The sequence below is a fragment of the Niallia sp. 03133 genome, from assembly GCF_052663225.1.
Window position 1 is genome coordinate 49588 of sequence record NZ_JBQTCY010000005.1, and the last position, 24637, is coordinate 74224.

The window sequence follows — 24637 nt, forward strand, 5'->3', positions numbered from 1 at the left end:
GATTATGTTTATACTTCAACACCCATTTTTTTTGCATTCTCAACAGCTTCCTCAATACGTCCTACAAGGCGGAATGCATCTTCAGGAAGATTGTCGTACTTTCCATCTAAAATATCTTTAAATCCTTTTACTGTTTCTTTTACAGGTACGTAAGAACCAGGTTGACCTGTAAACTGTTCAGCAACGTGGAAATTTTGTGATAGGAAGAATTGAACTCTTCTTGCACGGTGTACAATAAGTTTGTCTTCATCGCTTAATTCATCCATCCCTAAGATACTGATGATATCCTGTAATTCTTTATAACGTTGTAATGTAGACTGTACTTGACGCGCAACATTATAGTGCTCTTCTCCTACGATTTCAGCAGATAATGCACGAGAAGTGGATGCTAATGGATCAACTGCTGGATAAATACCCATTTCCGTCAATTTACGTTCAAGGTTTGTTGTTGCATCTAAGTGAGCAAATGTAGTAGCAGGCGCTGGATCTGTATAGTCATCAGCGGGTACATAAATTGCTTGAATAGATGTTACTGAACCTACATTTGTTGATGTAATACGTTCTTGTAATTTACCCATTTCCGTAGCAAGTGTCGGCTGGTAACCAACCGCTGAAGGCATACGTCCAAGAAGGGCAGAAACTTCAGAACCTGCTTGTGTGAAGCGGAAGATATTATCGATAAAGAATAAAACGTCCTGACCTTGTTCATCACGGAAATATTCCGCCATTGTTAATCCTGTTAATGCAACGCGCATACGTGCACCAGGAGGCTCGTTCATTTGTCCGAATACCATCGCTGTTTTTTTGATAACGCCGGAATCAGTCATCTCAAAGTAAAGGTCATTTCCTTCACGAGTACGCTCTCCAACACCAGCAAAAACAGAAATACCACCATGCTCTTGTGCGATATTATTAATCAATTCTTGGATCAAGACAGTTTTACCAACTCCCGCTCCTCCGAATAGACCAATTTTTCCACCTTTAATATAAGGAGCAAGCAAGTCAACAACTTTAATACCAGTTTCCAATATCTCAACTTGAGTTGAAAGCTGTTCAAACTTAGGAGCTTCTCTATGAATAGAATCACGTCTTGCGTCAGCAGGAATTTTTGGATCTAAATCAATTGTTTCTCCTAAAACATTAAATACTCGACCTAGTGTAACGTCCCCTACAGGAACGGAAATAGGTTTTCCAGAATCTTCTACTTGTGTTCCTCTCGTAATCCCATCTGTAGAAGACATTGCAATCGTACGAACTGTGTTGTCGCCTAAATGAAGGGCCACTTCAAGTGTTAATTCGACATTCGCATCATTATCAGAAGATTGAACTACTTTTAATGAGTTGTTTATATCCGGTAAATATCCTCCGTCGAACTTAACGTCAACAACTGGTCCCATAACTTGAAGAACTCGTCCTAAGCTCATTATATTCCCTCCTAAACCTTCTCTTAAACATTGGTGTCCAAACAAGCAATTAGCAATCCATTACGCACTTCTTATAGAAATACGCAATGGCCTGAATCCTTGTTGAAAAGACATCCTCTTTCCTAATTCTTAAGAATCTATTCTAATGCAGCAGCTCCACCAACAATTTCTGTAATTTCTTGTGTAATCGCTGCTTGTCGTGCACGGTTATAAACCAAACTTAAGTTGTCAATGATCTCTTTCGCGTTGTCTGTTGAGTTTTTCATTGCCGTCATCCTAGCAGAATGTTCACTTGCTTTACTGTCAAGCAATGCACCATAGATTAAGCTTTCTGTATATTGAGGAAGCAAAACATCTAAGATTTCTTCTGCTGATGGCTCAAACTCATAGGAAGTAAGCTTTGTTTCAGAACGATCCAAATCAGTCAGCGGAAGAAGTTTTTTCTCCACCACGTCTTGTTGTATCGCGCTCACATAATGGCTGTAAAAGATATTCAATTCATCAAATGTTCCATCTGCAAACATTCCAACTGATTTGCTTGCAACATCTTTTATATCTAAAAAATCAGGAAGGTCGGGAATTCCAGCAGCGTCTAAAATAACGTTATATCCTTGTTTCACCAAGAAATCCCTGCCTATTCTCCCAACAACAATGATCGTATATTCATCTTTTGATTGATGACGCTCTCTAATTGTTTGGCCGAGCTTTCTTAAAACATTACTATTATAAGCACCAGCAAGTCCACGTTCTGATGTAATAATAATGTATCCTGTTTTTTTGACTGGACGGCTCTGCAGCATCGGATGTGCCGCAACAGAGCTTCCTAAGGCAACGGAATGTGTTACTTCTTCCACTTTTGTCATATATGGAGCAAATGCTTTCACATTTAAAATAGCTCTATTCATTTTCGCTGAATAAACCATTTGCATGGCTTTTGTTATTTGGCTCGTTTTTTTTGTAGAGTTAATACGAGATTTTATATCACGTAATGATGCCAACGGTTCTCACCACCATTCATAAGTTTGTCTTCTTATTCAGAAACTACAAACGATTTTTTAAACTCGTTAATAGCTGCACTCATATCATCGTCAGATGGAAGTTCCTTTGTTGACACGATGTGATCTAACAAATCTTTGCGGTTGTGATCTAACCAATTTAAAAATTCCTCTTCAAAACGTCTAATATCATGAACCGGAATATCATCAAGGAATCCACGTGTTAATGCATATAAAACAGCGACCTGTTTTTCCACTTTTAATGGTTTATTTAAATCTTGTTTCAGCACTTCTACTGTACGTGCACCACGGTTTAACTTCGCTTGTGTTGCTTTATCCAAGTCAGATCCGAATTGAGCAAACGACTCTAGCTCACGATAAGAAGCAAGATCAAGACGCAAAGTTCCAGCAACTTTTTTCATCGCTTTAATTTGTGCTGATCCCCCAACACGAGATACAGATAAACCTGCATTGATCGCTGGACGTACCCCAGAGAAGAATAAATCAGATTGTAAGAAAATCTGTCCGTCTGTGATAGAAATTACGTTTGTTGGGATGTATGCAGATACGTCGCCAGCTTGTGTTTCGATAAACGGAAGAGCTGTAATCGATCCGCCGCCTTTCGCATCACTTAATTTCGCAGCACGTTCTAATAAACGAGAATGCAAATAGAATACATCCCCTGGATATGCTTCACGGCCTGGAGGACGACGTAATAATAATGAAAGTTCACGATAAGCAGAAGCCTGCTTGGATAAATCATCATATACGATTAATACATGCTTTCCGTTATACATAAATTCTTCACCCATTGCCACACCAGCATATGGAGCTAAATATAATAACGGAGCTGGTTGAGACGCTGATGCTGTTACTACGATTGAATAATCAAGGGCACCATGCTTGCGAAGTGTTTCAACCGCATTACGTACTGTAGATTCTTTTTGACCTATTGCAACGTAAATACAAATCATATCTTGGTCTTTTTGGTTTAAGATTGTATCGATGGCTACAGATGTTTTACCTGTTTGACGGTCCCCGATAACAAGCTCACGCTGTCCACGCCCAATTGGAACAAGCGCGTCAATTGCTTTAATACCTGTTTGAAGCGGTTCACTAACAGATTTACGATCCATAACTCCTGGTGCAAGAAATTCAATTGGTCTTGTTTTACTTGAATTAATTGGACCAAGCCCATCAACAGGCTGTCCAAGCGAGTTCACTACACGACCTACTAATTCCTCCCCTACTGGAACTTCCATAATTCTGCCTGTACGACGAACTTCATCGCCTTCGCGAATATCAGAGAAAGGTCCAAGGATAATGATACCAACATTGCTTTCCTCTAAGTTTTGCGCTAATCCCATTACGCCATTTGAAAATTCAACCAGCTCGCCAGCCATACAATTGTCCAGTCCATGCACACGCGCGATACCATCACCAATACTAATAACCGTACCGACTTCACTAACTTGAACTTCCGATTGATAATTTTCAATTTGCTTTTTTATAAGAGCACTAATTTCTTCCGCTTTGATGCTCATGCGTTTCACCCCTATCTAGAAATACTATCCTAGTAATTTTCGTTGTAGACGGTCTAATTTGCCTTGCAGACTGCCGTCAAAAATTTGATTTCCGATTCGAACTATTATTCCACCTAAAAGGTTGGAATCTACTATATTCTCTATATTAAGCGATGTTTTGCCCACTTTTACTGAAAAAGCAGCAGAAATTGCTCTTTTTTCATCATCTGATAATGGTCGTATAGAGTAGACCTTTGCATCCGCAATCCCTTTTTCTTCATTTATTAAAAATAAAAATTGATCACATATACTTGCAATATAGTCTTCACGATGACGATCTATCAATAACATCAATAAGTTCTGCAAAGAGCTGCTTGTCTGAGCGAAAGCATTCTTTACTAACTCTTTTTTCTTCTCTAATGAAATATTAGGAGATTTAAAAACTAGATGTAAGTCAGATGAAGCAGTAAATAATGTTTTAACAACACGAACTTCCTCTTCCAATTGATCTACGTTACCGTTCTCTTTTGCGATTTGGAAAAGGGCTAAAGCATACCGCTTTGAAACTCCTATATCCATCATCGTTTTTCGCCTACCTCTTGTATGTAATCATTTATCAGCTTCTCTTGATCTTGATCTGTTAATTCTTTCTCAATAACTTTTGAAGCGATTAATACAGATAGTGACGATACTTGATCGCGAATTGCTGCAACAGCCTTTTCTTTTTGCTGATCGATTTCAAGAAGCGCTGCACTTTTTACACGTTCTGCTTCTTTTTTCGCATCAGCAATAATTAATTCTCGTTGTGCATCACCTTGAGCTTTCGCTTTTTCTATTAGGTTTTGTGCTTCTACTCTAGCTTCTTTTAGCAGTGCACGCTGTTCTTCTAGCGTATTTGCAGCCTCTTTGCGGCTTTTTTCTGCTGATGCTATTTCATTAGCAACAAATTCTTCCCTTTGTTTCATGATTCCCATCAATGGGCCCCAAGCAACTTTTTTCAATAAAGCGAGAAGAACGATAAAAATAACCAGCTGAAATAATATATCTCCACCATTTATTCCTTCATGGGATGCAGCTTCTGCAGCTCCCAGAACTAAACTGTTCGTTAACACTTGGTTCACTCCCTTCAAAACTCAACCATTATTACATTTTAAGACATAAAGGAAAGGCGAAGTTCTTATAGAAGATTCTCTTCGCCACATAAGATAACTTTATTAATTAACGGTTTAATACCATAAATGCAATAACTACTCCGATAATAGGTAGTGCTTCTACTAAAGCAACCCCGATGAACATTGTTGTTTGTAGTAAACCGCGTGCTTCTGGCTGACGAGCAATTCCTTCTACTGTACGACCTACGATTAATCCGTTACCAATACCTGCACCTACTGCTGCTAAACCAATTGCGATTGCTGCTGCTATAAGATTCATTATTTTTCCTCCTAAAGTATAAAAATCATATATTTTTTAGTTTCGCCTTTTATGAAAAAAGGTATATATTAATGGTCATGACTAACTTTATGAGACATGTAAACCATTGTTAACATTGTAAAGATGTATGCTTGAATTGTGCCAACAAATATGGAGAAACCTTGCCACACAAGCGTTAAAGGAATAGCTGCGATAAAACCTGCAATCCCAGTAGCTGCCAATGAACCTACTAAAAGGGACAACAGCAATTCACCTGCGTAGATATTACCGTAAAGACGCAAACCAAGAGTTAGAGTATTTGCAAACTCTTCTATAATTTTCAAAGGAAATAAAAACTTCATCGGGCTGAAAAAACCTTTAGAGTATTCTTTAAATCCTTTTTGCTTAATACCATAATAATGGGTCAGGGCAATAATCATTACCGCTAATGTTAATGTAATGGTAGGATCTGCAGTCGGTGATTTCCACCAAAGCTCCCCATGTAGAACAATTGAAAAAGGCAGCCCTAACATATTTGATACAAAGATATAAAATAATATTGTAATTCCTAAAACATGGAATTTTCCGCCATCTTTCCAGTCCATTGTACTGTTGATGATATTTTTCACAAAATCCATTACCCACTCCAAAAAATTCTGGAGACCTGTAGGTTGCAGCGCCAGCTTGCGTGTTGCGAGTACTGCTATAAGAAATACTATTGCACTTGCAATGGTAATCATCAATACATTTGCTAAATTAAACTGCAAAAAATCGATGCCAAACAAATGATATATTGGTTCTTTATGTTCCAATCATGTTCACCTCTCTTTTTTGTTACTACCTATTCGAATAGTATTTAATAAGAAATCTATCATAATGACCACATAAGATGTCATTAATCCAATAACCACACTAATAAGATGAATATGTTCAGGAAATTCCATGGCTATCGCCACACCAAGTATAGCGGTTGCCATCCTTGACAGCATGCCTAAAGAAGCTGTTTTTTTGCCTTCATCGACTGCTTTACTAAATTTCCCCATTCTTCTTACTAGTAAATACATGTTAAAAAAGCTTAAACCAGTTCCAATAATCAGCCCTAAAAAAACCGGCTGGAACGGAGTCAAAGCCCACCCTATTAAATATAAAGACAATAATACGGATATGTATTTAATTTGTCTTGATAGCATCAGCCTAATTTCAAGCATAATTAGCCAATCTCCTGATCACTTTCTTTCTACAATTTCGGTAAAGTAAGATACAGCATTTACAGCCCTATTCCTAGTAAAATGCACAGTAGAAAATAGTAAATCCCAAAAAACAATGCAATCCTTAGAAAATTGCATGAATTCTTTAAGAAAAAAAAGCTGAAAACCCTGTCATTCTCCCCTTTGTAAGCATACAATAAGCTAATGTCAATGTCAATTAGTATTAACAACGTGAAAACGCTACAATCATATATTTCACAATATAATCATGATACTATTATTGTAAACGGATACTCTCAAAAAACATGCAAAACGCTACTAACATAGCTATCGAAAGCTCCGTTTTAATAACATAGTCTATTTTAACATGAATCAGCTATTTTTCTAGGTGATAGAGAATTAATTCACATACTTTTAAGAATTTTAATAAAAGATTCCTTTTTAAAGGAATAAATTCCTTAAATAATAGAAAATATGTCTTCTTCTTTACAGACTGGCGGAAAGTGCTTTTGCCTCAAATTCCCAACTCCTTTCTTCTTTTAGATTATTTTCTACCAGCCTTAAAACATGTCTTGTCTACTACCGATAAACTGTGTTTCTTCTATTATATTTGCGAATTCCTTTTATCCCACTCTTAACGGGCAGTAAGACCCCCATCTCAAGATGCCGAGAAATCGAGGAAGCTAGGTGGGGGATAACTGCCAGTAAAGGTCCGATAAGCGCAACTAACCATCAGTGGGGGATGAGGAAAAACCCCCACTAATGAAAGTTTACTTTATTTTTTTGTTTCTATGAATAAATAGGAATGAATCATATCTTCCTTCCCTGACTTTTTGGCGAATACTTTTACCATATAACTTCCTTCACTCGGAATGTTTTCTTTTTTGATTTTTGCTTTTAACAAACCTCTTCTTACATCTTTTCTCCAATCTAGAAATTGTACAAACCGCAAGCTTTCTTTTTCAAATAAGGCGATGCCAAACTCTTCTGCTCCTCCAGGCAAATAAACTTCATATTCATAACAGTTCTCCTTTTTATTTTTCACTAAGTCGAATCCCATTATCCTTGGATAATCAGGCTCTTCCAACACATATAAATAAGGAATATGCATTTGCTGTTTCCCTGCTCTTAATTTAATTGTCCCATCTTGGAGCTTTCCTTTAAACAACTCACTGTCTATCATCAATGTTAAGGGAAGATTTTTTGCTTCGCCTGGCTGCAAAGACAAAGAAAGTGGCATTTTCCAGCTTAAACCATTCGTTTTCTTCGGTATAGAAAAGGAGATGTATTGCTTTTTGCTCCCGACATTTTTGATTTTTATAAAAGCTGTATGCGCATGAAGGTGGTTAATCAACCGAAACTTTCCAAAACGGATGGAACCGGGGATCATCAGCACATTCGCTTGAATTGCTTCATCCACTTGAATTCTGCCTGCTCCTTGTTCATATACTCTATATAGATGATTCTCCCGATCCAATATGGGCTTGGCAGTATTCATAAGAGCTGCTTTAACTTCTTCTGGCGTCCAATTTGGATGTGCTTCCAATAATAAAGCACATGCCCCTGCTACATGCGGCGCTGCCATACTAGTTCCTTGGAGTGTCATATATCCTCCTGGGACTGTGCTATTTATCACAACCCCAGGAGCAAGTACATCTGGTTTTATCTCCCACGTATTTGTAACAGGACCTCTTGAACTAAAGTCAGCCAGTCTATCCTTTTCCCACATTGTTTTAATATCAACATACAGAGAACCAATTTTTATTTTTTGTTTTAATATTTCCCCTTCTTCTTTCGTTATACCCGCAACCGGAATAGATATTTTCTTTTCTAAACTTCCAATCAGCGGACCATCTATATTATTAGAGATTAATACAGCTTTCGCCCCATTTTTATAAGCATTCATCACCTTTTCTGTAAATGTTAATTCGCCTCTTGCCATTAAAACCAGCTTTCCTTTCACGTCCTGCAGTTCTTTTTTCTTTCCAATACCACCATCAATCATTTCCATCGTGGTGGCTCCATTCCAACTCTCACTATTTTTCATACTATTTAACAGTAGCAGTTTGTTATTTATCTTAATATATGGGATTTTTACATTTGGCGTAGAGGCCCCCACAGATATAGCTTTGCTTGCCGTCCCAGGCGATCCAACAGTCCATTCAGCAGGTCCTGCATTTCCTGCTGCAGCAACTGCAACAATCCCTTTTTCTACTGCTTTATTTAAAGCCAAACTTATCGGAAGATCTGGTCCATTTATATCACTTCCTAATGAAAGGTTCACAATATCCACTCGATCTTTTATCGCCTGTTCCATCGCTGCTAATATTTGTTCCGTTGTTCCAGACCCTCCTGGTCCAAGTGCACGGTAAGCAATAATCTCTGCTTTTGGAGCAACACCCTTTATTTTTCCGTCAGCTGCAATAATCCCTGCAACATGGGTCCCGTGCATTGTATTTTTTTCCCCTTCCCCAACTGTTTCCATCGGTTTTTTATCATGATCAACAAAATCCCACCCTCCTTTATAGTTTCTTTGCAAATCAGGATGTTTATAATCAATGCCTGTATCAATCACTCCTATTTTTATTCCTTTTCCAGTTAAATATGGATAGGAAAGATTTATATTTCCTTTAATTGTTTCTGCACCTATTAGCTGTACCGGATTTTCCATTTCCACTTTATAGGTTTGTACAGGTGATACCATTTCAACCGCATGATTTTCCGATAATTTTTTCAACTCTGCTATAGATCCTTCAACGGAAAACCCATTAAAAACTTCATGAAACACATTTCTTTTTTTTATCATTTTGAACGTAGACAACAAATGATCTATCTCATTATTTGAAAGATTGTCCTCTGTTTTGATAATTGCTATTTTCTGCTCATTTAGATTTTCCTTTGGAATCGTTGGGAGATCTATTGAGGCAGCATATATATTATTGTTCCAAGGGAGAGTGCATAAAGCTATTAGTATAATGTTTTTCCTCATGATGGTGTCTCCTTTAGGCATTCACATTTATCCTATCTATATAAAAATTGGGAAAATTCATTTTTGGGAGGATACTGCTTATCGTTTCACTTATCAAGAAAAATATGTGCGATTTCTAATCAGAGGATAATAGAAGGAAATATCTAGAGGTTTTTTTCTGTTAGAAGCGTCCAGCTTCGTTCGGTCTCCTACTTTTAAATAAGAAAAAGCCGGCCACTCTGTAAGAGTGACAGGCTAAGAAACGTTCATCTATTTATTTTGTACCAAATAAACGGTCTCCTGCGTCGCCTAGACCTGGTACAATGTAACCTTTTTCGTTCAATTTTTCATCTAGTGCCGCAATATAAATGTCGACATCCGGATGTGCTTCTTTAAGGATTTCTACTCCTTCTGGCGCAGCGATTAAGCACATAAATTTAATATTTTTTCCACCGCGTTTTTTCAAGGAATTAATCGCTTCAACAGCTGATCCACCCGTTGCAAGCATTGGATCGACCACGATAAAATCTCTTTCTTCCACATCAGATGGTAACTTTACATAATATTCTATTGGTTTTAGTGTTTTAGGATCACGGTATAAACCGATATGCCCTACTTTTGCAGCTGGAATCAGCTTTAAAATGCCGTCAACCATCCCAATCCCTGCTCGTAAAATAGGGATGATTCCTAATTTTTTCCCAGAAAGTACTTTTGATTTTGTTTTGCTTACAGGTGTTTCAATTTCAATTTCTTCTAAAGGCATATCACGAGTGATTTCAAAAGCCATTAATGTTGCAACTTCATCTACTAATTCTCTAAATTCTTTCGTACCTGTTTGTACTTCTCTGATGTATGTAAGTTTATGCTGAATAAGTGGGTGATCAAATACAAATACTTTTGCCACAACATTCACTCCGTTTCCTTCTTTTTTCAAAAACACACTTCTATCTATTTTACAGAAAAAATAATAGTGAAGCAACAAATATATCATTCATTCTATTCCATTATAAATTCATCTTTTTATGAAATCTCCCTATAAAAAAAGCAAACCCTAAGATTATCCTATCTTAAGGTTTGCTGCTTTTTTCTTATAACTCTTTATATAAAACAAATTTACTTGTTAATGCTTCTACTCGTTTAGCTGCTTCTGCTAATTTTTCTGCGTTATCATGGTTTTTAAGTGTAAAACCGATAATAGAAGCTATTTCATCCATGTCTTCTACACCAAAGCCACGTGACGTAACTGCTGCTGTACCAATACGAATACCACTTGTTACAAATGGACTTGCAGGATCAAACGGAATAGCATTTTTATTAACAGTAATTCCCACTTCGTCCAGCACATGCTCTGCTACTTTGCCTGTTAATCCAAGAGATTGAAGATCTACTAATAATAAATGATTGTCTGTTCCGCCGGATACTAGGTTTAAGCCTTCTTTTTGCAAGCCTTCTGCTAGCCTTTTTGCATTATTGATGATGTTTTGTGCGTATACTTTAAATCCATCTTGCAATGCTTCTCCAAACGCAATTGCTTTTGCAGAAATAACATGCATTAATGGTCCGCCTTGAATTCCTGGGAAAATAGATTTATCGATTTTTTTGCCATATTCTTCTTTGCATAAAATCATTCCGCCGCGAGGTCCACGTAATGTTTTATGTGTTGTAGTTGTTACAAAATCTGCATAAGGAACTGGATTTTGATGCAGCCCCGCAGCAACTAGACCAGCAATATGAGCCATATCCACCATTAATAGTGCACCAACTTCATCTGCTATCTCGCGGAATTTTTTAAAGTCGATTTCACGAGGGTATGCACTAGCACCAGCAACAATTAGTTTTGGTTTATGTGCTAGAGCTTTTTCTCTTACATCTTCATAATTAATATATTGAGTTTCTTTGTCTACACCATATTCAACAAAATTGTATAGAACACCACTGAAATTCACAGGGCTTCCGTGTGTTAAATGACCACCGTGGGATAAGTTCATCCCTAGAACTGTATCACCAGGTTCTAAAATAGTAAAATATACAGCCATGTTTGCTTGTGCCCCTGAATGAGGCTGAACATTTACATATTCTGCACCGAAGATTTCTTTTGCACGGTCTCTAGCGATATCTTCTACGATATCTACATATTCGCAGCCGCCATAGTAGCGTTTCCCAGGATATCCTTCTGCGTATTTATTTGTTAAAACAGAACCTTGCGCTTCCATTACTGCTTCACTGACAAAGTTTTCTGATGCTATTAATTCAATTTTTGATCTTTGACGACCTAATTCTAGTTGAATCGCTTTATATACTTGCTCGTCTTGTTGTGCTAAATGCTTCATTTGTAATCCTCCCTAACATGTTCGTATATTTTTCTCTATCTATATAACCGTAAATCCTATTATATTCTAACATGTAATGTTTTTAAAAAGAAAGATAGAAAAATACGAATTATAAATTTTATTTTTAATACTATCGTTCGTATTTTCTTGTTCACATAAATAAAATAAGAGGGAATTAACTATGTTTTTCAGCAATTCACTAATATCTGTTATTTTCAAAAAATATTTCTTCTCTCTATTTTACCATAAAATATAATTACTATTCATTTCTTTCCTGCAAGAACATTATATAAATATAAGTTAACTTCCATCAGTGGGGGTTTTCCTCATCCCCCACTGATGGTTAGTTGCACTTATCGGACCTTTACGGGCAAGTTTCAACGCCTATCTTCCTTGATTTCTCGGAATCTTGAGGCGGGGGTTTTACTGCCCGTTAAGAGTGGGATAAAGTGTAAGTATTAGGGAATATTTTTGATTGTTAGTTACATAAAGGCAGAGCAAGTGATAATTCCCTTATCATCAATAAAAGGATATTCATAATAGAGAACATAGTCTTTACTACGAATATCCTTTTAATAGTAAGGAAAAAATTTAAATTTGCAGTTAGTAACCGTCTAGCTGCAATGCATGTTGCCAGTCCGTTCGTCGCTTAACGGGCGCTTTCGCTTTTCTTGTTAACAAGATTCGTTTTCTTTTGTTTTTTCATAGACAGCTCTTTGGCCGCCAATTAATTTTGGGCGTGATTTGGCCATTGTCACATGCGCTTCTCCTAGTTGCTGGATAGACGTTCTGATAGGTACAGCCACATGTTTTAAATGCATGCCAATAAAGGTATCTCCAATATCGATCCCGCCATCTGCTTCAATAAACTCGACTATAACCGGATCTTCCATATGATGATAAGCATATGTTGCCATTGCGCCGCCAGCATGGCGGACAGGTATTACAGATACTTCTGTCAGTCCACGCTCTTCCAATAGGTTTCTTTCTACTACCAAGGCTCGGTTTAAATGCTCACAGCATTGAAAAGCTAAGGATACACCTGTTTTCTGTTGATAATCTCGGAATTTTTCAAAGATGATCTCTGCCACATCAATCGTTCCAGATGTTCCTATTTTGCGGCCGACTACTTCACTTGTACTGCAGCCTATAACAAAAAGATGGCGTTTCATTAGATTTGCTTGTTCTTGGTATTCCGAAATAATCGTTTCTAATTGTTGTTCTAAAGCTACTTTTTCATTTTTCATAAAAACACGGCCTTTCGAACGATTTGATTAATTTAAATGACTTTCTTCATATTCAGCTATTTTCTTTAATCTATTCCCATGTCTTTGACCACTAAATTTTGATTGCAGCCAAACTTGGACAATTTCACATGCTAATCCAGGTCCAATTACACGCTCACCCATTGCTATTATATTGCTATCGTTATGCTCACGGGTTAATTTCGCACTGTAAACATCATGAACTAAAGCACAGCGAATTCCCTTTACTTTATTCGCAGCAATACTCATGCCAATCCCTGTTCCGCATATTAATATCCCTCTATCAAACTCACCGTTTGCCACTTTCTCGGCAACTGGCAATGCATAATCCGGATAATCTACAGAAGCCTTACAGTTACAGTCACATCCAAAATCCTTATATTCTATTCCTAATTGTTCTAACAATTTAATTACTTCTTCTCGCATTACAATTCCACCATGGTCTGATGCTATAGCAACTTTCATGTTCTCCATCTCCCCTCTATCACAAAATATATTCTCACATAAAAAAGTTAAAATAAAAAGACTAGGAAAAAGAAAAATATTTTATCTTGTATTAGACTGGGTTTAACTCTTACAAGCAAACCCTCTCTGAAGAATGTATGCCACTTTCTCTTATTCTAAACAACTAATATAATGATGGAAAAGAACTAGAATTTAAAGCGGAAAATAGTTGTTTTTAATTCTTCCGCATGCGTCCGCAGTTCTAATGCCAATTGTTCCACTTTGCCCATTAATTGTGTCTGATTTTCTGTAATACAAGCAACCTGATGAGCACCTGCTGACGTTTCTTCAGCTACTGCCGCCATTTCTTGTGCTTGTTGAGAGGTTTGGTATATTTGCTCCATTTGTCGCCTTACAAGCCCTGTAATGCTTGTCACCCCATCCGCCATATCCTTAATAGTATCATCCATATCTTTGAAGATTGCATTTGCTTGTTCTCCTCTTGAAGCTTCCTCTTCTGCATTAATAACCTGTTTTTGCAATTGTTTTACAACGTTTTTCACTTCTGATTGCATATTTTTTATAAGATCTGCAATTCCTCCAACAGCCTTCCCACTTTGATCAGCCAAGCGCCTTACTTCTTCTGCTACTACCGCAAATCCTGCTCCATGCTCTCCAGCACGTGCTGCTTCGATCGAGGCATTTAATGCCAATAAGTTTGTTTGTGATGCAATGTCCCCAACTAGTTTAATAATTCCTTCTACCTTTTCTGCATTCATCTCCAATTTTTGAACAGATTGCAAAGAGGTATGATTATCTTCTACTATTGATTTCAATCCATTTATTAAGGATAGAACAACCTTATTGGTTTCCTGTAAATGGTTCACCATTTGATTAGATGTTTGCAGCGATGCATTTGCTTTCTCTTGAACAGTTTGTGCTATTTCCATTGCTTCATCCACGGAAATTGCAGTATCTTGTACAGATTTTGCCGATATTTCTGCACCTGCCGTGATTTCTTCCACCGCTTTTGATATTGCAAGCGTTTGCTTTGATGCCTTCTCTGTTTCTCCTGTTATAACTTTTACTGTGGCATTTGTTTCATTGAAATTATTTTCAATTTTTTGCACCATTTCCCTTAAGTTAAAAAGCATATGATTAAATGCATTTCCCAAAGACTTGATTTCATCATCAGACCTCGAAATTTCAGCATCCTCTTTAATATTTCCATGAGCTGCTTGTAAAGCTGTTCTTTCTAACCGCTGAAGAGGGTTAATGACAAAACCGGCAGCTGTGAATGCTAAAAAGCTCGACCAGAAAATCCCCATAAGCAATGTAATAATGGTAAAACTAACAGAACTAATTTCTATTTTATTTCGAAGGAGCGGATACAAAACGTATATAAAAAGAGCACTAGTTGAATAGGTGACTAATGCCAAAATCGTTATAAATAATGCAAGTTTTTTTCTTAAGCTAAATTTATAGTGCATCTTTACTTCCATGCTTTCTCCTCACCAACTATTAATCTAATTTATTTAATATACTTTGTATTAAATAATCTAATTCTTGGAATGTTTTTCGATAATGCTCAACGGAACCGCCAAAAGGATCGATTACATCCCCGCTTTTGTCTTCTATTGCAAATTCTTTTAAAGTAAACGTTTTCTCGATAGTAGATGGAAATTGTGCTACTATAGCATTTTTATGGCCATTTGTCATCGTAAATATATGTGTTGCCCAATCCAATAATTCTTTTGTAAGCATGGAAGATGCATGATCATTCTCTATTCCTTTTTCAGCCAAAACTTCTTGTGCTTGAAAGGATGCTTTTCCGCCATCCATTGCATATACCCCAGCTGATTTTACTTCCACATTTTTAAGCTTTTTATTTTTTAAAATTGCTTCCGCCATTGGACTTCGACAAGTATTTCCTGTGCATACAAATAAAACACGATACATTTTTCCATCCTCCTTCTACTTATCCACCTACCATTATAGAGTAAATTTCCTAAAAATCCTATTTCTTTCTCTGCACCTATCTTTCCTAGTTTTAATTAGCTTTAATCAACGGAAAAAAAGGCCCAGCTTCAGCTAGCCCTCCTATTTTGTGTTTCTTAAGCTGCTTATCCCAAAGGAAATTAATCACCTTTACCCTCTCTGGAAATTGTAGAACTTAAAAGTTAAGCAACAATTTTATTCCGAAGGTTAAAAGGATTCCACCGCCAAGTACTTCTCCGTAGGTTCCCAACCAACCTTGAACTTTTCTGCCGATTATTAGTCCTGCCCATGTTAAAACGGTTGCTCCTATGCCGAAGCATGCTAATACAACAGCAGTTCTCGCCTGATAAATTCCTAAGCTTAAGCCTACAGAAAAGCTATCTAAGCTTACACTAAGGGAAAATAACAGCAGACCAAAACCGACTGGCGTGATTTTATATGCTTCTTCTTCTTTAAAAACAGACCAAATCATTTGGATGCCTAAAATAATAAGCAACCCCCCACCTATGTACATGGCAACTGCACCAAAATTTTCTGATAAGAATCTGCCTGCAACGATGCCAATCAGCGGCATGATTACATGAAAAACACCAATTGTAAGGCCGACTTTAACTATTTGCCTTAATCGGAGCTTATACATTCCCATTCCCAATGCAACAGAAAATGCGTCCATTCCTAATGCAAATGCCATTAAAATTAATGTGTATACTTCTCCCATTAATGCAGACATTCCTCCGCCTCCTTGGACTTGCTAATTAGAGATTATGCACGTCCAAGTTATTTTAGAAGCAATTTCTACAAGAAAAGCGAAAGCGCTTTGCTTATTGCCGTACGAACTGGCCGATTAAATACGCAAAAGAGGAAAATCGACTAAATACGCAACGTCCTGTTGCAACGTCGATTGACTCGCATCCTTCGAGCCTGTTGCAACATCGGCACTTGTACATCCTGTACTTCGGAGGGCTTCGAGCCGATTAAGTTTCAGAAATCAGAGATGGAGAATGATCTAGTTTTCACATGAAAGCTGCTTCTATAAGATCAGACTTATCCACATGTTGATATCTTCTTGTTTACAAGAAGATATCAATTATCGTTATGCTTTGATCTGCTTTAGAATGAACTCAGTCCATTACTTGATGGGAAGCAGCTTTCATTAATCTATTCATAATGGCCTGTCCGACACCTTCAAGCGGAAACATTTCACAAAAGATAATCTCCACATCCTGGTGGTTAAAACTTCTTAACCCCTCATATAAAGAAGCAGCAACTGAATGTAACTCTGCCCTTTTTCCACAAGCAAAAATATAATCTGCATCGTAGTAGCTTTTATTTTCTTCTGTTGTTAATAAACCTACTTTTTTCCCTTTGTTTCTCTCTTCATCCACCAAGCATTGTATTCTCTCTTTTGTTCCATTTACCAAGAACATCGGAGCATTTGGTGCATAATGACTGTATTTCATGCCAGGTGCTTTCGGTTTAGATTCTTTGTTGATAAGTGCAGGATCCAGTCCGACTTCCCCCACTAATTCTTCGATCTGTTCTTTTGTAATTCCACCGGGGCGTAAAATGACAGGGAGAAGATCCGTACAATCGATTACCGTTGATTCCACTCCAACGCCTGTTGGTCCTCCATCTACGATTCCTGCGATGATTTGGTCTAAATCTTCCTTTACATGCAAAGCGGTTGTTGGGCTCGGTTTTCCAGAACGGTTGGCGCTTGGTGCGGCAATCGGCAAATCCACTTCTTCCAATAATTTCAAGGCAACAGGATGATCTGGCATACGCACCGCTACTGTTTGTAAGCCAGCAGTCGCATATTGAGATAATGTTCCCTTTTTCGCACGAAAAATAATGGTCAATGCTCCCGGCCAAAAGGATGCCATTAGTTTTTGGGCAACTTCCGGTATTTCTTCCACTATTTCAGCTAATTGCTCTTGTTTCGCTATATGTATAATAAGAGGGTTATCGGATGGCCGCCCTTTTGCTGCAAAAATTTTTTTTATGGCGTCATCATCTTTTGCATTTCCCCCTAGCCCGTAAACCGTTTCGGTTGGAAAAGCAATTACTTCATTTTTTTTTAAAAGGTCAGCAGCCTGTTGAATTTGTGGATAACTATGTTTTGTATCCACATTTTTATCCACTAACCAGTAACTTGTTTTCATTTTTATCCACCTTCACAAAAATCTTTTTTATTATTTGGCTAAACGGCTTACTTTCCACATTTTTCGACATTTCCTTTTGCTTCAATCTCATCTTATTATGATGAAAAAAGTGGATAAAAGCATGTTTTATCCACAAATTGTGAATAAAATAAGTGAAAAAGTGGATAAGTCACTTTATTTATCCACACTTCTTATAGAATAATACATAAATTCAAGGTTATTAACAGTTGATATCTTGGCTACAGCATTCGACGTTTTTAATACCTTGGGCAGCTCTGTTTTCTCGATTCTATCAAATCCCAAGAGAGAAAATAACTGAGCAGCATTTTGATTATTTATCATACAGTATAATGACTCAAGATTCTTGTCTTTTGCCATTTTTATTGTTTGCTGCAGCAAATAGAGAATTTCTTCTGCATTTGCATTGGATAAAACAAGCGACCGAAGAAGTCCTATTTTATCAAATGGGTGAATGCCAATGGTACCAATCAACTTTCCACTAGCATCCTCAACAAGCAGATAATATTCTAGCCATTTTTTCAATTCATTCATTTCCAATTCTGTTTTCCTTAAAAAGGATTGGATTTGATCAAGGTCTTTTGCTTGTGCTTGTCGAATTGTTTTCTGCATTCATTTTCCTCCTCAAGTAATAGATTAAGCTTTCTAAGTGATATTCTATTACTATGAAAGGAGAGCGAAAAAAATGCTAGAATGTTAAAAACCGTTTTCGTGTCAGCTTATTAACCGCTAATGATGCTTTTTAGCTCTACACGTATTGTTATAATCCGTATTCTTTTATTTTATTATAAAGTGTTCCTCTTGATATTCCTAAAAGGTTTGCTGCAGCACTTTTATTTCCATACGTTTTATGAAGCGCTTCTTCAATTCGTTCTATTTCTTCCTTTTTATTGTTATCTGAAAAATAGGAGGCTATTTCTATTATTTCAGCCGGCAAATTTTCAATAGAGACTTCTTTATTATCTTCTGTTAAAAGAATACAACGTTCCACTACATTTCTTAATTCTTTTACATTTCCTGGCCAATCATACTTCATTAATTTATTTAATGCCATTTCTCCTATTTCTACCTTCTTTTTTTGATGCTTTTCTCCATACTCTTTTATGAATTGATGTATTAAATGCGGAATATCTTCCTTCCTATTGCGAAGCGGCGGGATTTCAATTTGAATAACGCTTAATTGAAAGTAAAGCTTCTCATTAAACTTTTCCTTTTTCGCTAGCTTCATTAAACTTTGCGAAGATGATGTGATGACTCTTGTTTTCGATGTTATCTCTCTTTTTCCACCGACACGGGTAAATCTGCCTTTTGCCATGTAATCCATTAATTTTTGCTGTACAGCTAATGACATTTTTTCGATATCCTCAATAAATAATGACCCATTTTTTGCTTGTTCCAGCTTCCCTGCCATCTCCTCTTCTTTCCCTGACTGGAAAGATACTTTCTGATAGCCAAAAAGCTCCATTTCTAACACATCTGTCGGGATAACGGAGCAGTTTAAGGAAATAAACGGCTGATTGTTTTTAGATCCTCCATAATGAATGGCTTGTGCAAGCAATTCTTTGCCAGTTCCCCTTTCACCTGTTATTAAAACGGGAATATCTGCATGTGTCATTTTTTGAGCTATTTCCACCGCTTTATTTACTTCTTCATTTTCCGTCACAATGGATGAAAATGGTGCATCTTTTTGCACTCGCAGCGGCAGGTTAGAATCTAATTCTTTATTTAGATAAACCATTTTTGTAATGTCATGTTCAGTGGCAACCCCACCGATAATTCGATTATTATCAATAATCGGCGATGCATTCATTAAAACATGTGTATTTTCATTAGGCCGATGATAGATGCCCCGAACAGGATTTCCCTCTTTTAGAATATGATGCAAAAAAATCGAATCTGCATCAAAGTGTTCCCCAATTTTCTTTCCGATAATTGCTTCTTTTCTTATGTTATACGTTGTTTCAGCTACCCCATTCCAATAAACTACATTCCCTTCTTTATCTACTGCTGTAACTGCATCATTAATCGTTTCTGCCAATGTTTTAAAAAATGCAGAAAGTTGATTATTGGCTTGCTGCAAGTAGTGAACTCGTTCAGAAGCAGACAAAACGCACATGACCTTTTGCTTCGCTTCGTCCATAATAAGCACAGGGCGCTCCCATTTTATACATCGATGAATCGTTTCGAATGTGGCAATAGAGGAGGAGGGTATGCGAAGTGTGTTCAGCCACTCTTCTATTGTGTGCTGCTCTTTGCCTATTTCTAAGAGTATTGCTTCCTCCTTCTCCATGCAATACCACTCGCGATCTGCTTTTATTACAATATAATCATATTGAGCGAATAAATCCGGGAGAGATTGTTTATCTTCGTTAATGGCAATCTCTAAAAAGGATTTCTCTAGTTCAAAATGTGAATGAATGAACATAACAATTTCCTTTCATACGATAATAATTAATAATTTAACATATGTTCAGCACTCTTAGCTATACAGTCGAGAAGATGAAGTTTCGCTTGCTTGATATTTAATCCTATAATTAGACTGCCTTTTCTTTTATTTTTATTCATTTTGTGTATAAAACGGCTCCGCTCAAACCACCATTATTATTTGCAACTGCAAACTTCCTTATGGAGCTGTATGGGAAAACTCGCTTTTTAGTAGAAATAAGCCGATACCTTATTTATTTCACAGACTCCAGTTTGTTGACAAATTTACTGCTTTCATTCTCTGGATCTCCCTTGAAAAATAAGTTCCCATTCCAAGAATCAGAAGAACATGCCTGTTTTCGTCTGTACTGAAACTGTTATTAAATAATTATCAGCTTATTCCTTCATTCTTATATTTTTGCTATTTTTTATCTACTATTATACTTTTTTTGAGCTTAGTTTTGCTTGTGTAAATAATAAGAGGTAATCAAATCCACCAGCTTTAGAATCAGTTCCTGACATATTAAAACCGCCAAATGGATGAACACCAACTAATGCGCCTGTGCATTTTTTGTTGATATAAAGATTCCCGCAATGCATATTATCAAGCGCGTAATCAATGCGCTCTTCTCTTCCTGAAAAGAAAGAACCTGTTAATCCATATTCAGTATTATTGTAAACATCTATACCTGTTTTCCAATCAGGAACTTTGGAGAGCGCTAAAACTGGCCCAAAAATTTCCTCTTGCATAATCCTTGCCTGTGGTGCAACATCTGCAAAAATAGTCGGTTCGATATAATAGCCGTTTCCTTCTGCACGAAATCCGCCAATCAGCAATTTCCCTTCTTTTTTTCCAATTTCAATATAAGAAAGAATTTTATCCATTGCTTTTTGATCGATTACAGGACCTACTGAAGTATTTTCTTCTGGTAATCCTACTCGTAATTTTTGGGTTAATGCCACTACTTTTTCCACCACACTATCATATACTGCCTCAACAATTATGGCACGTGAACCTGCCGAACATTTCTGTCCTTGGAATCCAAAAGCTGATGCAACAATTGCCTGTGCAGCCGCATCTATATCTGCTGTTTCATCGACGACAATTCCATCTTTTCCTCCCATTTCAGCAATAACACGTTTTAACCAAATTTGCCCAGGCTGTACTGCCGATGCACGTTCATAAATTCTGCACCCTACTGCTCGAGAGCCAGTAAAGGAAATAAACCTTGTTTTTGGATGCTCAACCAAATATTCTCCCACATCAATTCCATCACCTGGAACAAAGTTAATCACTCCTGGAGGAAGTCCAACTTCTTCCATTAATTCAACAAATTTTGCCGCAATTACCGGTGTTGTATCAGATGGTTTTAATATGACCGTATTCCCAGAAACAACTGCAGCTACTGTTGTTCCTGCCATAATAGCCAGCGGGAAGTTAAATGGAGAAATAACAATTCCTACTCCTAATGGAATATAGGTAATTTTATTATCCGTTTCTCCTGCAGTTGGAAATAGAGGCTGTTTGGCAGATGTTTCACTTAAACGAATCATCTCTCGGGCATAAAACTCCAAGAAATCGATCGCTTCTGCCGTATCTGCATCTGCTTCTACCCAATTTTTCCCTGACTCATAAACTAAATAAGCAGAAAACTCATGTTTGCGTTGACGCATTAAATCTGCTGCTTTCAATAAGTATTCTGCACGTTCTAATGGCTTTACTTTTTTCCAGCTTTCAAATGCATTCAATGCTTCTTGCATTGCTTGTTCTGCATATACTTTCGATCCTTTGCTGACTTCTCCTATTATTTCATCCACATTTCCAGGATTAATGGAAGTTGTTTTTTCCTCTGTTACAATTTTATCTTTTCCAATAACGAGCGGATACGTTTTATCCAATTCTCCTTTCACTTTTGCTAAAGCCTGTTCAAATGCAGCTTTATTTTCCTTCACCGTAAAATCCGTTAATGCTTCATTTTTATAAGCTGGAATAGTTGTTAAATTTATCATTTTCATTCTCCTTTGCTTCTTATTCTAGTAAACTTAAAACCTATATCTTTATAGAAGGGGCTGTTAAACTTGCCTGTTGATTGCAGCGAGAGGCGTTCGCTTTCCGCGGGGGATCCGGGAGCCTTCTCAGCGCTATGCGGAGGCCACTGAATAAGTGAATGCTATAAAATATAGGTAGTAATAATCCAAGCAACGAAATAGGTTTTCACTCGGTTTCCATAGGCTTACCACACGCTTTCCGCAGGGCTGCGCCTGAGCCGATTCGTCGCTATGCGCCTGTGGGGCCTCCCTTTGACTCGCTTTTCCCGCAGGAGTCTCACATATCCGCTCCAATCACCAAAGTGCCAAAATCAACAATTCGCTTTAACACAGCCTTATTTAAAAAAGTTTTTCAGTACAAACCATACATTAGCCGGTCTTTCTGCTAACCTCCGCATAAAATAACCAAACCAATCGACGCCAAATGGGACATAAACCCTTACCTTATATCCTTCACTTATTAGCTTGTTTTGCAATTCGACACATATGCCATATAACATCTGAAATTCAAATCGGCTATTATCAATCCCATATTCGGCAACGATTTTTTTGGTAAAATCAATAATCTGCTGATCGTGGCTTGCTACAGCTGTATAATTGCCATTAAGCAAATGGTTTTTTATGATTTTTTTGAAATTTTCATCCACCTCTTTTTTTTGCGGGAATGCCACTTCTGCGGACTCTTTATATGCCCCCTTTACCAGACGAAGATTTGCTTTTAAATCGTTCAAAAGCTTCATATCCTCTTCAGTTCTATACAAATATGCTTGTATTACTAAACCAACATTATCAAAAATGCTGGATAGTTCTTTATAGATATCAATGGTGATTTGACAGTGTGCATAGTCCTCCATATCAATTCGCACAAAATTCCCATATTGTTTTGCTCGTTCCAAAATTATTTTCATATTTTTTATACATAAGTCTTTATTGATGTCTAATCCAAGTGAGGTCATTTTGAGGGATAAATTGGATTGAACACCAGAAGCATGAATGGCATCCAATGTTTGCAAGCACATTTCAGCTGATTCTCGGGCCTCAGCCTCCGAATAGACAAATTCACCTAGGTGATCAAGCGTTCCTGCTTTTCCAGCATTATTTAAGTCCTTCACACTTTCAATTGCTTGTGAGATGGTTTCTCCTGCAACAAACCTACTAGCTCCGAAACGCAAGCCATATTTTTTTGCTAACTTATTTGCAGACGTGTTTTTTGCCAATGACTGAAACATATTTCTCATCACTACTTCCAACTTCACTCACCCCTTTTTTTGATAACGATTCTCATTAACTATTCAACTGAACACTTTTGTTCATAGATATAAATTTGAACAAAAGTGTATATTTATTAATTGCATTATATACTATTGCCATATAGAAAATATAGTAATTTGTTAAAAATTCTGACATATTTTTTAATAAAGGCTCTGTTAAATTTCAGTGTTGATTTATAACGGTCAGCAAATTCACTCGCTTTCCACGGACGAACTGGCAAGTCTCCTCGGTCGTACCTCCCTGCGGGGTCTTTCCAGCCCGTTTTTCCGCAGGAGTCTCGCAAATTTCCTTCCAAAATCAACATTATCGCTTAACAGAGCCTTAATAAAAAAAGACTGCACGATCATCAGTTTGTACTGATAAAAAGTGCAGACTTTTTTCGATTGTCATCCAAATATCTCGTCCCACATCTCTACTATAAAAAATTTCACTTCTACTTTATCTTCTTTTGTTTCCTCTACATATACAGGATCTTTTTTATTTTTTTGTTTTTCCTCGTTATTTTTATCCACATTTTTGACTTTCTTTACCTGTTGTTCTTTTTTGTTTTCTTGTTTCACTTCTTGTTTCTTTGGTTGTTTTTCTTGTTTTTTTCCGTCTTTTCCATCAAATCCATCACTTACTGCCACTCCATTTGAAAAATCAAGGAAGCATAATGGGGGAAATAATACACACCACCAATTCGCTCCTTCTCCTTTTCCTAAAGTAATAAGGATCGCTTCATATTGTCCTGCAGGATATAGAAATTCGCCATATAATTTTGTAGGAAAATCCACTTTTCCAAAATTTACTTTCACTGTTTGTTTTACATTTTCTTCCATTATAACTTTTTCCGCTATTTTTTGAATTTCCGGCAATTTTGACTGCAATAATTTTTTCGCTTCTTCTTTAGAGGTTAACTCTGATACCCATATGGTAATTTCTTTATTTACAGCATCTCTCACTTTTCTTTTTAAAGCCTGGTCTTCTTCCTTGTCACTGTTCGCTAAGATTCTTAACCGGATTGCATCACTTGGAATAACGACTTCATCATTTGCCGTTACTTCGTTTTTCGGTATATATAAACTTACAACTGTAGATATAATAAGTACAAATAAATACATGGTTGCCATTGGTTTTTTTCTCATATTAAGCACCGCCCCTTCAC

At 37.0% G+C, this 24637-nt stretch carries 22 protein-coding genes; all 22 read right to left on the reverse strand.

The window, feature by feature from the left end:
- Positions 1-8 precede the first annotated feature (8 nt).
- Positions 9-1424, reverse strand: a complete 1416-nt coding sequence (gene atpD, locus ACTYBU_RS08500; protein ID WP_445488865.1) for a F0F1 ATP synthase subunit beta — start codon at positions 1422-1424, stop codon at positions 9-11.
- 137 nt (positions 1425-1561) lie between these two features.
- Positions 1562-2422, reverse strand: a complete 861-nt coding sequence (gene atpG / locus ACTYBU_RS08505; RefSeq protein ID WP_445488867.1) for an ATP synthase F1 subunit gamma — start codon at positions 2420-2422, stop codon at positions 1562-1564.
- Positions 2423-2454: 32 nt separating this feature from the next.
- On the reverse strand, positions 2455-3963 hold the full coding sequence (gene atpA, locus ACTYBU_RS08510) for a F0F1 ATP synthase subunit alpha (RefSeq protein WP_445488868.1): 1509 nt from the start codon (positions 3961-3963) through the stop codon (positions 2455-2457).
- 24 nt (positions 3964-3987) lie between these two features.
- Entirely contained in the window at positions 3988-4524 is a 537-nt protein-coding gene (locus ACTYBU_RS08515; RefSeq protein WP_445488870.1) for a F0F1 ATP synthase subunit delta, read from the reverse strand.
- Complete coding sequence (gene atpF / locus ACTYBU_RS08520) at positions 4521-5054, reverse strand: F0F1 ATP synthase subunit B (RefSeq protein ID WP_445488871.1); 534 nt, start codon at positions 5052-5054, stop codon at positions 4521-4523. Before atpF ends, ACTYBU_RS08515 begins: the two co-directional genes overlap by 4 nt.
- Positions 5055-5160: 106 nt before the next feature.
- Positions 5161-5373, reverse strand: a complete 213-nt coding sequence (gene atpE, locus ACTYBU_RS08525; RefSeq protein WP_027323467.1) for a F0F1 ATP synthase subunit C — start codon at positions 5371-5373, stop codon at positions 5161-5163.
- A 68-nt stretch (positions 5374-5441) separates the two neighbouring features.
- On the reverse strand, positions 5442-6164 hold the full coding sequence (gene atpB, locus ACTYBU_RS08530) for a F0F1 ATP synthase subunit A (protein WP_445488873.1): 723 nt from the start codon (positions 6162-6164) through the stop codon (positions 5442-5444).
- Positions 6165-6170: 6 nt separating this feature from the next.
- Complete coding sequence (locus ACTYBU_RS08535) at positions 6171-6560, reverse strand: ATP synthase subunit I (RefSeq protein WP_445488875.1); 390 nt, start codon at positions 6558-6560, stop codon at positions 6171-6173.
- Positions 6561-7335: 775 nt separating this feature from the next.
- Complete coding sequence (locus ACTYBU_RS08540) at positions 7336-9549, reverse strand: S8 family serine peptidase (protein ID WP_445488876.1); 2214 nt, start codon at positions 9547-9549, stop codon at positions 7336-7338.
- Positions 9550-9802: 253 nt separating this feature from the next.
- Positions 9803-10432 (reverse strand): uracil phosphoribosyltransferase, encoded by a 630-nt coding sequence (gene upp / locus ACTYBU_RS08545; protein ID WP_445489268.1) that lies wholly within the window; start codon positions 10430-10432, stop codon positions 9803-9805.
- 184 nt (positions 10433-10616) lie between these two features.
- Positions 10617-11858, reverse strand: coding sequence for a serine hydroxymethyltransferase (glyA, locus tag ACTYBU_RS08550; protein ID WP_445488877.1), 1242 nt, complete (start codon positions 11856-11858; stop codon positions 10617-10619).
- Positions 11859-12532: 674 nt separating this feature from the next.
- Positions 12533-13105: a TIGR01440 family protein gene (locus tag ACTYBU_RS08555; RefSeq protein ID WP_445488878.1), complete on the reverse strand. Its 573-nt coding sequence runs from the start codon at positions 13103-13105 to the stop codon at positions 12533-12535.
- 27 nt (positions 13106-13132) lie between these two features.
- Positions 13133-13588, reverse strand: a complete 456-nt coding sequence (rpiB, locus tag ACTYBU_RS08560; protein ID WP_445488879.1) for a ribose 5-phosphate isomerase B — start codon at positions 13586-13588, stop codon at positions 13133-13135.
- Positions 13589-13773: 185 nt separating this feature from the next.
- Positions 13774-15069: a methyl-accepting chemotaxis protein gene (locus ACTYBU_RS08565; RefSeq protein ID WP_445488881.1), complete on the reverse strand. Its 1296-nt coding sequence runs from the start codon at positions 15067-15069 to the stop codon at positions 13774-13776.
- A 19-nt stretch (positions 15070-15088) separates the two neighbouring features.
- On the reverse strand, positions 15089-15526 hold the full coding sequence (locus ACTYBU_RS08570) for a low molecular weight protein arginine phosphatase (protein WP_445488883.1): 438 nt from the start codon (positions 15524-15526) through the stop codon (positions 15089-15091).
- 214 nt (positions 15527-15740) lie between these two features.
- The gene (locus tag ACTYBU_RS08575) at positions 15741-16295 is read right to left on the reverse strand and encodes a manganese efflux pump MntP (protein ID WP_445488885.1); all 555 of its coding nucleotides are present in this window, start codon (positions 16293-16295) and stop codon (positions 15741-15743) included.
- Between the two features lie 391 nt (positions 16296-16686).
- Positions 16687-17727, reverse strand: a complete 1041-nt coding sequence (locus ACTYBU_RS08580) for an L-threonylcarbamoyladenylate synthase (RefSeq protein ID WP_445488887.1) — start codon at positions 17725-17727, stop codon at positions 16687-16689.
- Positions 17728-17901: 174 nt separating this feature from the next.
- Entirely contained in the window at positions 17902-18357 is a 456-nt protein-coding gene (locus ACTYBU_RS08585; protein ID WP_445488889.1) for a GNAT family N-acetyltransferase, read from the reverse strand.
- A gap of 148 nt (positions 18358-18505) precedes the next feature.
- Positions 18506-20170 (reverse strand): sigma-54 interaction domain-containing protein, encoded by a 1665-nt coding sequence (locus ACTYBU_RS08590; protein ID WP_445488891.1) that lies wholly within the window; start codon positions 20168-20170, stop codon positions 18506-18508.
- 437 nt (positions 20171-20607) lie between these two features.
- Entirely contained in the window at positions 20608-22179 is a 1572-nt protein-coding gene (pruA, locus tag ACTYBU_RS08595; protein ID WP_445488892.1) for an L-glutamate gamma-semialdehyde dehydrogenase, read from the reverse strand.
- A 374-nt stretch (positions 22180-22553) separates the two neighbouring features.
- On the reverse strand, positions 22554-23468 hold the full coding sequence (locus tag ACTYBU_RS08600; RefSeq protein ID WP_445488894.1) for a proline dehydrogenase family protein: 915 nt from the start codon (positions 23466-23468) through the stop codon (positions 22554-22556).
- A 408-nt stretch (positions 23469-23876) separates the two neighbouring features.
- The gene (spoIIR, locus tag ACTYBU_RS08605; RefSeq protein WP_445488896.1) at positions 23877-24617 is read right to left on the reverse strand and encodes a stage II sporulation protein R; all 741 of its coding nucleotides are present in this window, start codon (positions 24615-24617) and stop codon (positions 23877-23879) included.
- Positions 24618-24637: the final 20 nt, after the last annotated feature.